The organism is Candidatus Uabimicrobium helgolandensis (assembly GCF_041508025.1).
GTDB classification, from domain to species: Bacteria; Planctomycetota; Uabimicrobiia; order Uabimicrobiales; family Uabimicrobiaceae; genus Uabimicrobium; species Uabimicrobium helgolandensis.
The window spans coordinates 260377-273327 of the sequence record NZ_CP165719.1 but is presented as its reverse complement, the minus strand read 5'-3'; the positions used below and the strand labels follow the sequence as shown (position 1 = coordinate 273327).

At 32.9% G+C, this 12951-nt stretch carries 7 protein-coding genes; 4 read left to right on the top strand and 3 right to left on the bottom strand.

What is annotated here, in order from left to right; all coding sequences use genetic code 11:
* Positions 1-5: 5 nt before the first annotated feature.
* The 3 genes from UABHE_RS00925 to UABHE_RS00915 are packed head-to-tail and all read right to left on the bottom strand — an operon-like array spanning position 6 to position 6979.
* Entirely contained in the window at positions 6-3443 is a 3438-nt protein-coding gene (locus UABHE_RS00925; protein ID WP_372368265.1) for a protein kinase, read from the bottom strand.
* 39 nt (positions 3444-3482) lie between these two features.
* Entirely contained in the window at positions 3483-3953 is a 471-nt protein-coding gene (locus UABHE_RS00920; RefSeq protein WP_372368264.1) for a hypothetical protein, read from the bottom strand.
* Between the two features lie 8 nt (positions 3954-3961).
* Entirely contained in the window at positions 3962-6979 is a 3018-nt protein-coding gene (locus UABHE_RS00915; RefSeq protein WP_372368263.1) for a protein kinase, read from the bottom strand.
* A 198-nt stretch (positions 6980-7177) separates the two neighbouring features.
* Between UABHE_RS00915 and UABHE_RS00910 the strand changes: the two genes are divergently transcribed.
* The 4 genes from UABHE_RS00910 (at position 7178) to UABHE_RS00895 (ending at position 12722) form a co-directional block, all read left to right on the top strand.
* Complete coding sequence (locus UABHE_RS00910) at positions 7178-7777, top strand: hypothetical protein (protein ID WP_372368262.1); 600 nt, start codon at positions 7178-7180, stop codon at positions 7775-7777.
* Between the two features lie 235 nt (positions 7778-8012).
* Complete coding sequence (locus UABHE_RS00905; RefSeq protein WP_372368261.1) at positions 8013-8762, top strand: response regulator; 750 nt, start codon at positions 8013-8015, stop codon at positions 8760-8762.
* Between the two features lie 40 nt (positions 8763-8802).
* A complete protein-coding gene (locus UABHE_RS00900; RefSeq protein ID WP_372368260.1) occupies positions 8803-9570 on the top strand; it encodes a response regulator in 768 nt (255 codons plus the stop codon).
* 311 nt (positions 9571-9881) lie between these two features.
* Positions 9882-12722 carry a response regulator gene (locus tag UABHE_RS00895; RefSeq protein ID WP_372368258.1) on the top strand — a complete coding sequence of 947 codons (2841 nt, stop codon included), beginning with the start codon at positions 9882-9884 and terminating at the stop codon, positions 12720-12722.
* Positions 12723-12951 lie beyond the last annotated feature (229 nt).

Sequence of the window (12951 nt, the reverse complement as noted above, 5' to 3'; positions counted from 1 at the left end):
ATTCCTTATTTGGCATTGACAAGTGCTGATTCAATCGTTTTGATATCTTGAAGTAAACCTTTTTTTTGTCCCGTCATCGCTTGAACTATCTCGTCACATTCTAATATTTTTTGATACAAAGCTCCTTTGTCAACCCAAAAAGTTTGGTCAAAGATCATTATTTCACCGGCTCCGTCAGGAATATATACCTTGGACCAATCATCCGCAAGAACAATACCTTTTTTCTTGTAAAATCCACGATAAATCTCAAATCGATTATTGAGATCTTTTAAATCGTACACATATGAATTGTCTTTAGCAACGACAACAAGATAATCATTTTTAGGAGAAAAAAACAAATTAGTTATTTCACTACTAACTTTGATTTTTCTAAGCAACTTCGGAGAAAAAATATCTTCCCACAAAACAATGTTACCATTTTTGTCACCTGCCGCAAAAAAGTTTTGCGCTTTATCTGTAGCAAGAGAAGTTATCTGATCCAGATTACTATTTTTTAGTATGCGAATTTTTTGATTACCTGGCTTTACGACATACACTTCACAAGTATTTATATCCCCTCCCTGGCTAACAATCACAAGAGTATCATTCTCTAATTCCAAAAGAATTTTTATTGGATGCGCAGTTTTAGTTATTAGTTCACTCCTTTTAGTTCGTAAATTTTGCTTAACTAAACGCTCTGGTGATTCGGCAAAAAAGTAAAGATGTTCCTTGTCTTGAGAGAAAACAAAATCCTTGATGTCTTTCTCTTTAAATCCATGTTCATATCTTCTAATATCTTGTATATTAGACAGATTGCAAAATTTAACTTTGCTTCCTTTTTGAAAACGCAAAAAAATTTGTTTTAACTTTCGATTGTAATGAATGCCGGTAACCTCTACCCAAAAATGTTTAAGCTCAGAAACTCCATCCATCCATTTAATAAAACCAAGCTTCCCTCCATACACAAAAAGGTTTTTATCTAATATCATTGTATGTGTGATATCTAGGTCAGAAGTTATTTTTTTACTTTTTTCTAATATATTTTTTATACTTTCAGCTATTTTTAATTTTGTAAAAGGCAAAATATATTCTTTATAAGAATTTTTCTTTACAAACGAAATTTTTAGACCTTGTTCTGAAAATAGCTGGAGTTGTAATTGCTGCACTCTTTCATTCTCACTAAAAATATAAGTTATATTTTTTGTGTATATATCCCGCAATTCAATAGTTTTTCTTTTAGTAACAGCAAGAAATGCAGCACGCTCAAAAGCTAATTCAGAAACCAGAATATCTGAGTAGTTAGACATACTTTCTTGAGCAATAAAATCCTTCTTTGGTCTTGCCAAAACAACGCCTCCATTTTTTTGCCCTATCGCAATATAAGAGGATGAAGTTTCTATTAAAGGAGTATTCTTTTGATGACCTACAGAAATAGAAGGAGAAGAGGTTATTTTACGTGTTTCAAGATCAAATACACCTATTGTAAAAAAAGAAATGAAGAACAATTTATTTTTTTCTTTTGTAAAAAACATTGGGCAATCGTGGCGAAAAATTTCTTCCCCGTAATACTCTGTTTTATTTTGCGGAATATCGTGGATAATCAACCGGCTTTGTTTTTTATCTTGTATAACTAACCATTTTGTTTGCGGTGAGATAACCATACTAGAATACTTTTTTGTTATAAAAGTACGTATTTTAAAATTTCGCAAATCTACTAAATTACAGACTTTTTCAATTTCTCCACCTTTCTCTACCCACGAACGAAAAACACAATAACGGCTATCAGAAGAAAAGTGTATATTATCAACCCGGCTGTTTACATGTGAAAACTTGGCTTGTTTCTCAATTATATCGAAAAATACGATACGATTTTGCCCAGGGCTCTCGTAAACAAGATATTTGTTGTCAGGAGAGAACACTATTTTATGATTGCGAAGTTTCTCTATTTTTAGAAAAGCATTATTTTTTGTAAAAGAAAGCTTGGTGTCATTCCTCCAAATATACAAAGTGGAGTTTTTATTATACATTTTTGCGATGTATTTATTTTGAGGAGAGCAGCTGGCAGGGTAATCACTTTCAGGCATTTTTTTCTCAAGCATTTTGGGAAATTTAGAAAGTATATTGAATTTCAAATGCATGTTAAGTTTTCGGTAAGTTTCCTTCGCTTTTGAGGCATCAATATCCTCTAAAATTTCCTTCAAGTAGCTATAACACAATTTTATTTTCCGGTAATTAGTAAATATATTCTGTGCTGTCAACCCAGCATTGAGAGTTTCGAGTGTACTATCAATAGCATTTTTTTTAACTCTAGCAATTTCTGTCTGTGCTTTTTTTACATCTTTTTGCACTACAAATATAGCAACAGCCATAGCAAAAGCGATTATCGCAATCGCAAACGGCACAGGATTTCTTTTACACCATTTACTAAACTTTTGCCACGATGTTGGTGGTTTTAACTGAATAGGACGTTTGTGAATTATACTATCTATTTCTGAATGGAAAAAACTGGCATTGGCAATGCGTTTTTGAGGATCTTTTGCGAGAGCTTTCAAACAAACAACCTCTAAATCACTATCTTTAGCGATTGAAACATTGAGTCTTGAAGGAGCAATGGGATCACTTGTGGTTAAGTGAAATAGTAACTCTATTGGATTTTCTCCTGTAAAAGGAACTGTCCCCGTCAATATTTCATAAAGAATTACTCCCAAAGAATAGATATCGCTGCGATGATCTGTTTTTTGCGCTTTTGCTGCTTCAGGAGACATATATTTCGGAGTTCCAAATATGTTTCCGGTTTTTGTTAGGTCAGTAGACTCACCAATATATTTTGCAATACCAAAATCTAAAACAACTGGTACTCCATTACTGTCAACAATGATATTATCGGGTTTTAAATCTCGGTGTATGATATTTTTATTATGGGCAAACTCAATTGCATGACAAATTTGTCGAAACACCTGCAACTTTTGTTGCATAGTTTTTCCAACAATGTACCGTTGCAAGTTGACTCCTTCAACATAAGCCATCGCAAAAAAATGCTGCGGAGTTTGGCATATATCGTAAATTTGAATAATACTTGGGTGCTGAATCTGCGCAACAGCTTTTGCTTCTCTTTGAAAGCGTTGAACAGCATCTAAACTCTCGCGAATTTCCGGCAACAGAATCTTAACAGCACACTTACGTTGCAATTGTGTGTCTTCTACCTGAAAAACAATTCCCATTCCTCCGCGCCCAAGTTCTTTTATAATGCGATACTTACCTAACATTTGCGTTGGACTTTTTTTACGAACAGGAACAGAAATATGAGTAGTGCTAAAGTCGCGCCAAGTATTACCATCATCTGATATTTCATATTCACTACAATCAATTTTATTTTGTTGGATATACTGTTGTAGGATTTCTTGCGAATATGGTCCAAAAATTTTTCTATCTTTAGAAGACTTAATAAACCACGTTTTTACCATATAAATGTCCCTTATTTTTGTAAATTATATTTCTTTGTTTTATTTCAATATATTCTCAATATCTTCAATATATTGTATAAGAGATCTAGAATCACTATCGATGCTTGATATGATTTTTTCGCAATCGATAATTTTCTCACGAAACTTATTTTTATTAACTATATAAGACTGATCAAAAACAATAACTTCGCCAACACCATCTAAAACATACGCTTTTGACCAATTATTATGAAAAGTAGTACAATCTTCTTTGTAGAATCCTTCATACATTTTGAATCTATTTTTAGGATTTTCTAAATCGTAGACATAACAATTATCTTTTGAGAATACAGCAAGGTAATTTCCATATGGAGAAAAAGATAGTTTAGTAATCTTACTACTTGTTTTGATTTTATATTGCAGTTTAGGATTGAAAATATCTTTAAATATAATAACTTGACCTGTTATGTCTCCTACAGCAAAAACCGTTTGTTGTTTATTTGTAGCTAAGGCATTTATTTGATTAAACATTACATCTTTTAGTATTCGCTTTTTTTATTGCCAGGGGTTATGAAATATACCTTATTGTCATTCTTCCACCAACCACCACGACCCACTAGCAAATTTTGATTCTTTAGTTCTAAGAATGCTCCTATTCGTTGGGTTTGGGCAATAAATTTTGTAGTTTTTGTTTGTATATTTTGTTTGTGTATTCCCGAAGGATTTGAACAAAAAAAATACAGATAGTCTCGATCTAAAGAAAACTCAAAGCCATAAATTCCTTTGAGTTTAGGCTTTTTGTATGTTTTAACGAACGAACCGTTCTTTGCATCATAAATTTTAACATTACCTTCGATAGTATTTATGAAAACTTGGTTACGCTTTTTATTATATTTTACCGAATGAACATTATCAAAAGTATGTGAACATACCGCAGCATCATCTTTCCAAATAATAAAGCCTACATTACTACCATAAATAAAAGTATTATCTTCTACAGCAAGAGAGTGTATAGGATTCAAATCACTGGTTATATCGGTAAATTTCTGCAGAATTTGTTTTACACCTTTATCTGAAATCCTTAACCTTGTGAAGGGGAGTCTATATTCTTTGTAGTTTTGCTCTGTAGAAAATAGAATTTTTAGCCCTTCTTTATCGGATGTCAATTGCAATTGGTGTATTTTACTACCTTCACCAAAAGTAGAAATAGTATTCTTTCCGCGTATATTACGAAGCTCAATAACATTATCTTTGCTAGCTGCGAGAAAAATGGGCTGCTCAAACACCAAATTCGAATTAGGAACCTCTGAATAGTGAGCTAATCTTTCCTGAGAAATAGAATCGTCATTATTTCGTTTTACTAAAATAAGGCGACCATCTTTTTCTCCCATGGCAAAATACGATCCTACTAAAGGTATGGGCGCGGATTGTAGCCAGGCTCCTAATAAGCTGGATGACTCAAACATTTTTTGATTACGAAGGTCAAATACTTGCATACGTGAGAAAGAAACAATAAGTATCTTATGCTCTTCGCAAAAGCACATTCGGCAAGTTCGTGAAAAAAGTTCTTCTTTATATTCTTTGGTTATATTTTTTGGGATGTTATGCATAACCAGTGTATTTTTTGCCCTGTTTTGGGCAATTAGCCATTTTGATTGGGGCGAAATCAAAATATCAGTATATTTTCCTACAGGAAAAGTACGAACAACAAAATTGCGTTTATCGTGTAAATCAACTAAACAACAAGTTCTTTTTTGTTGTAAACGAAAAGCATAGTAACGGCTGTCTTTTGAAAAAGTAGACTTTAAAATAGAACCATTTCTACACGAAAAAACGTTCTTTTGTTTTTCCAAATGCAAAACATAAAGTTCTTTTATTTCTTCACCCTTTGTGTTGCTTTTTTCCTTGTTTACACCTTCATAAACAATATATTTATTGTTTGGTGAAAATAAAACTCTAGGATGGTTTACATTTTTGATTTTCAAGAAAGCGTTATCTTTAAGCAATGAATTTTTTTTATTGTTTTTCCAAATGTATAAGATCGCTTTTGAATTTTCACGATACATTTTGGCAATGTATTTTCCTTGAGGAGAAAAAACACAAGGAAATGAACTCTCCGGCATTTTTTTTTCTGTTAAGGTAGGAAATTTACTCAAAATATTAAATTGTAAATGCATATTTAGGAGCCGATAATCCTTTTTCACTTCTTCTAAAGGAACCTTGTCCATAATTTCGTATAGATAACGATAACTACGCTTTATTTTTTTATAACCAACAAATATATTTTGTATTGCCATACCAGAATTTAATGTCTCAAGTATATTGTACATAGCACTTTTTTTAGCGCTGACCATTTCTTTTTGAGAAGTCTTAATTTCTTCTTGCAATTTTTCCCTAGAAATTTTGATTTCTTCTTGCAAAAAATTATTGTGCCGCTGTGCTAACCACATAGAAATAGTAGTTAAACAAGTAATAATAAACATCGCTGTTACTGTCACTAATAGTAAAGGATTTTTTTTTCGCCATTTACTAAAATTCTGCCATAGTGTTGGTGGCTTTAGTTTTATTGGGTGCTTGTGAATAATATTATCTATTTCTGATTGAAGATAAAGAACATTAGGTATGCGTTGTTGCGGCTTCTTTTCTAAAGCTTTTAAACATACTATTTCTAAATCACTATTCTTTGGAATAGATGCATTCAAAAGCGAAGGAGCTATCGGATCTTCTGAGGTAATTCTCAGCATAACTTCAACCACATGCCCTCCAATAAAAGGTAAACGATCTGTGAGTATTTGATATAAAATAACTCCCAAAGAATACACATCGCTACGATGATCAACAATCTCTCCAAGCACAACTTCTGGTGACATGTACTTCGGCGTACCAACGAGATCTCCTGTTTTTGTTAAATCTACACTACATTCGATATTTTTAGCTATTCCAAAGTCCACAATAACAGGCTCACCGTTTGCCTTAACCAAAATGTTCTCGGGCTTCAAATCGCGGTGTAAAATACCTTGTTTGTGTGCAAAAGCAACAGAACCACATATTTTGCTAAACAGCTGTAATCTTTGCGAAATATTTAATTGTTTAATATGCTCGCTAAAAGATTGCCCATCAACATAATTCATTACAAAAAAGTAGGGCTTTTTTTGATGTACTTCATAGATTTGAACAATATTCGAGTGATGAATTTTTGCTAATGCGAGAGTTTCTTTTTGAAAACGTTCTGTTGCTTTCAAATCATTAGCAATCTCAGGTAGTAACATTTTCAAAGCACAGTCTCGTTTTAACTCAGTATCAAATACACGGTAAACAACGCCCATTCCTCCGCGACCAAGTTCTTTTATAACACGATATTTTCCGATCATCTGTGTAGATAGTTCAGCAGTAGATTGCCAAAAAACATCAATACTATTCCAAGAATTGCGATCCGTCGAGACAAGATGCTCTCCGTTTCGAATTTTACCCTCTTTAACGTACTGTTGTAAAAGTTCTTGAGAGTATGGCCCAAAAACTTGCTCACTGTTGTTCGACTTTACAAACCAATTTTTCAAGATACAAACCCCTTGCTAATTTTTCAAGTTGTTAAGCGGTGTATATTTTAATCAAAAGTATCCTTAATAACCAGCGACTATTTTTTGGGTAAGGAAAATAATCGCAACAGTATCTTGACTTTATGAAGGATTTATGTTGTATAGGCATAGAACATTTAAATTTTGGATTGTATCGTTATTTGTTGTCAGGAGCCTTCAATGGAACATTTATTTTTTGTACTATCAGCGTTCGAAATTAGCGACAATGTTTCTTTTATGTTATCAATCTTCGGATCAATTGTAGCATTGGTATCTTTATACTATAGCCGCTTTAAAATAGGTAGGTTAAAAGCTTTACCACTAAAAATGTACGTTGCTCAACCACTCAACTCAAAAGATATTCGTCTTGTAAAATTGGTGCTTCCAGTTACTTTTATAAACAACGGTGCGGTAACCCGTGCGGTAAATGATATGAGAATCCGCGTTGTGGTTCCTGGAGAAAACGATCTAGTACTAGATTGGATCTATGAATACAAAGAAGTTTCTTTGCTTCAAGATATAGGCATCGGAAATTTTCCAGCGCAACCAACAATAAAACCTTACGAAAGTGTCAACCGCATTTATGGTTTTCAATCAGATAACAAAGGTGGTTCATCTGTTGCGGCAATGGAAAAACACGAAGAAGCACAAAAACACCTTGCCTATTTAGAATATTATAGTGAAAAACGTAAATGGAGAGTATTAAACCAGTTCTGTTTAATATATAATGGACGTCGCAAGTGGGAAATGGACTACGACAATATCAATTGTAGTGTTTAGTAACACGACCTCATTATTTAAATAAATAGAGTTGAACACCAACTCTATTTAATTCATCTAAATACCTCTAAATTTTTTCATACAGATCTTCAAAATAAACCAAATACTTATAGCTTTAACACACCAACTGTTTTAAACTAGAAAATACCCAAGTGATATAGTATACCTATGTCTATTGGTATTTTATTTAAGAATTCCACCTTGGGTTAGCAACCTTATATACAAGGACCACAAAATGAATAGTAAGCCAAATAAAAACAACGACAAAAAAATAATTATTGCTGACGATGATGAATTCATTTGTAATTTTATCGAAAATATATTATGGCAAGAGGGGTATGAAAATACTAAATCTTATCCTTCAGGAGAAAAACTCATCTCGGCTTTAAAACAAAAAATAGAAGTTGATTTAATTTTACTCGATGTCGCTTTGCCAAAAATGAGTGGTTGGAAAGTCGTAGAAAAAATTCGCTCAAGTAAAAGATATATTTTTGTTCCAACAATTATGATGACAGCCTCCGACTCGCTAGATATACGCAAAAAAGTATTCAGCATTGGTGCTGATGACATTATCAACAAGCCCTTTCCTGCAGAAGAACTTATTTACCGCGTAGAAAAAGCTATTTCTCAATCGGGAAAAATTAAGAGAAATGTAACTGGTCGCTTTAAAAAATTAAAAGAAAAAGTAATTTTTTCAGGCGAAGTATGTGAAATATCAGTGGCATCGTTGCTTAGCTTTTTTGAATCAACGGAAGTTTCAGGAACATTTAAATTAAAAAGTAAAGGCCAAAAGTATACTTTTGGTTTTGAACAAGGACGAATAACAAACTACACATCCACTCTGGAGGTAGAATCTATCGAGGAACTTTTATCTTTCGTTTTATATATTGACAAAGGAGAATTTCAATTTTTATCAGCAACAACAGAAAAAAACATTGATTTATCTCCTACAGATTTACTACTACAAGCAATTAGTAAACAATAAATCTACTTTTAACTTTAAAATCAACTTTTAAGGAAGAGCTATGAGTAAAGTATTAGTAGTAGACGACGACAGAATAATTTGCCACATGGTAAAAACTGTACTTCAAAATCAAAATGTTGAAGTACTTGAAGCACAAGATGGCAAAGATGGACTAGAAAAAGCTAAAAATTTTATCCCCGATGTAATTTTATTAGACATACTAATGCCAGAAATGGACGGGTGGGAATTTACTAAAAATTATCGCCAACTACCCGACTTTATGTTCATTCCTATTATCTTTATGACATCTCTTAGCTCTCTTCATACGCGAGCCTGCGTATTTCGAAATGGCGCAGATGATTTTATGCAAAAACCTTTTCCTACACAAGAATTGATATTTAGAGTAAATAAAGCTATTGGTTATAGCAAAAGAATAAAAGAATATTTTTACTCCAAACTACAACAAGAGCAATTTGAAATATATGGTCTAGTTGACGAACTAGGCATAGCCTCTTTCTTAACATTTTTAGAAAATGATAAGAAAACAGGGTTGTTCATTTTAAAAGACACAATTGAGGGTAAAAAAATATGTCGTCTCAACATATCAGAAGGTCTTCTTGTAAAAGCAGAAATCGAAGGTAAAATATTTGACGAATACGTGGACATTATTCACGAGATACTAACATGGACATCAGGAGAATATCATTTTTTTAAGAAAGTACTATCAACAGAAGAATATGAAAGACAATTAGAAATTACCCCTCTTATATTAAATGCTGCATGTCGTATGGACGAAAATAAAAATTCTTCTTCAGGACAATCACAATGATAGAGTTTTTTAGTAAGTTATTTGACACTACAGGCTTTATGCCTCGTACCGCATGAGGAGGCTGGAATTCAGAGCTAGTTTGGCTCCATATAACAGCAGATGCACTTACTTGGATTGCGTACATGATAATTTCTTTTACTATAATTTTGTTTTTTTTAAAAAAACGAGAGCAATCATTCCCTGCACTATTTTTTTTATTTTCAGCATTTATTGTCAGCTGTGGTTTTACTCATTTTCTTGAAATTTGGACTTTTTATTATCCTGTTTATAGATTTTCTGGCTTGATAAAGATCTTCACAGGCTTCATTTCAATGGCAGCAGCAATCTCAATTATTCAGATTCTTCCAAAAGCGCTAGAACTACCTGGAGTAGTCACTTTAAACAAAAAACTCAAGCAAGAGATTGCTATGAGGGTAAAAGAAAAAAAAATTCTACAAGAAACCAAGGCACAACTTCAAAGTATTATTAATGCTATGCCTGACGGAATTGTGATGGCTAACCTTGAGAGAGAAATTGTACTGACAAATCCAGCTTTTAGCAACTTATTTGGATACTCACAACAAGAAGTATATTCAAAAAAAACCGAAATATTATACACTTCAAAAAACGATTATCAAAAGCAAGGGAAACAAAGATTCAACAAATCCTCTACGGTAAGTTCGTCATCTTATCAAATCAAATACAAAAAAAAAGATGACACAGTTTTTGTTAGCGATTCAGTAGGACTATTAATTAAAGATGTAGAAAATAATCCACTCGGTTTCCTAGCTATTATCACAGACATTACAGCCAAGAAACAACTAGAAAAAGAACTAACAACACAACAAGAATTACTACAATTGGTTCTTGAAAGTATGGGAGAAGGCGTTATTTTTGCAGATGTCGAAGGCAACATCAAATTATTTAATAAAGCGGCTAAAAAATTCACAGGTGGCGAAGTTAATTCTAATAACCCTAAAAAATGGCAAGAGCAGTACGGTATTTTTTTTCCAGACAAAATAACTCCTTTTCCCTCTGATAAATTGCCCCTATTTCAAGCAATAAAAGGAATAAGTCCTAAACCTACTGAAATGGTAATTCGCAATCAATCTCTACCTAAAGGGATTCATGTAATTGCCACAGCATCTCCTGTTAAAAGTAATAAAGAATTAAAAGGAGGGGTTGTTGTTTTTAGGGACATCACTGAACGCAAAAAACTTGAAAACGAATGGAAAACAGCCAAAGAAGAAGCAGAAACCGCTAATAATCTTAAAAGCTTATTTTTAGCCAACATGAGCCACGAAATTCGCACTCCGATGAATGGAGTAATTGGAATAGCAGGAATACTTTTAGAAACAGAACTCTCAGAAAAACAGATAGAGTTTGTCAATATCATAAGAAAAAGCGGAGAATCTTTATTAGTTATAATTAACGATATTCTAGATTTTTCTAAAATTGAAGCAGGAAAAATGCAGTTAGAATACCAAAATTTTGAACTTGTAAAATGTATTGAAGATCTCCTCGATTTACTAACACAACAAGCAACAATAAAAGAGAATAACTTAACATACAAAATCGATCCGACTATTCCATATCAGTTATACGGAGATGTTACACGTTTACGCCAAATATTAATAAACTTAGTTAATAATGCTATAAAGTTTTCCCAAAAAGGGGAAATAGAAATTTCAGTGCAAAAAAAAGAGGAGTCAGAGGCAAATATTTCCTTGAAATTTTCTGTTAAAGACACTGGTATAGGAATATCGAAAGACAAGATAAAAAATATTTTTAGTCCTTTCTTTCAAGACGAACACTTAAAAGGAGGCACAGGTCTTGGCCTAAGTATTTGTCACAGACTTATTCAAATTATGGGAGGAAAAATTTGGTGCGAAAACAATCAAACCCAAGGCTGTACATTCCACTTTACAATAACTGTCGGAAAATCAATTATTTCCAACAAAAAAATAAATAGCTCGTACACAAATACGCTATTAAAAAACCGAAAGATATTAATCATAAGTCACCACGAATCAAGTCTTAATATAACTAAAGATCTTTGTAAAAGCTGGGGAATGCAAGTTGAAATTGAACAATCGGTAACAAAAGCTTTAACAACACTGTCACAAAAATTCTTTGACATTATTATTGCTGATATGAAAATGCCTCAAATGGATGGAGTAAATTTCGCACTAAAAACATTAGAATTTTGCACTACACCTATTATTCTTCTTTCAGACCAAGATACTCTTATTGATAAAATACCAATAAATATTGTAGAGATAATCACAAAACCAATTAAGCAGTTTTCTCTATACAGCGGTCTTATAAATATTTATTCTCAACAAACAACATCTGCTTCGGAAAATTCAGAAGTAAGAGGAAACCTACATTTGTCTACCAAAATTCCATTGCGAATTTTAATAGCAGAAGACAATGTTGTAAATCAGTTGATAGCCCAACATGCCCTAAAGCGATTGGGGTACTTACCTGATACCGTAGGAAATGGACTAGAGGTAATTGAAGCGCTAAAACTAAAAAAATACGATCTTGTGTTTATGGATATCAGAATGCCCGAAATGGATGGTTTACAAACGACTACACACATTATAAAAAAATGGAATAGTGATGATAGACCAAAAATTGTTGCAATGACTGCAAATGCTATGCAGGGCGACAAAGAAAAATGTATTACTGCTGGCATGAACGGTTATATAAGCAAACCAATTAAAATAGGTGATATATCAAACACTATACAAGAATGCTTTTCCTCTACAGCAAAAACAACATCTACAGTTCAAGAATTAGGAGAAAAAGCCATCAATAACAAAATCTTACTAGATCAAAAACAAATTGCAGACCTAAAACTATATGGAGAAGATTTTGTCAAAGAAATGTTTAACTTGTACTTAGAGGATACACCCAAAGCAATAAACATCCTTGAACAAGCAATCAAAAACCAAAACAGGCAACAAATAATGCTCGCTGCTCACAAAATTGCTGGATCTTCTGCAAATATAGGCGCGAAAGAAGTATCCATCAACGCCCGCGATATTGAAATGAAAGCTAAGACAGCAGAGTTTGCTCTCCTAGAAAAACTTTTTCAAAATGTTAAAGACATTTTCCACAGAACTTTGATTCTTTTGCAACAAATCCTCGATGACTTAAGTGACTAGATTGAGCCTACTTTAAAAAAATAGGCTCAATCATTGAACTAGCTAGGGCGTGTCATCATTCAATACAGATAAAAATATAACGGATTCATTTAATGATGACACGCCAGTAGTATTGAGCCCGAGCCCGTTTGCGAGCCCGCGCCCGAAAACTTTTTGAGAGCGACAGAAAGTGATTTATTGGTTCAATACTAGTTTTTTGCGATGGAAAAAGAAACTTTGCTTCTTTGAT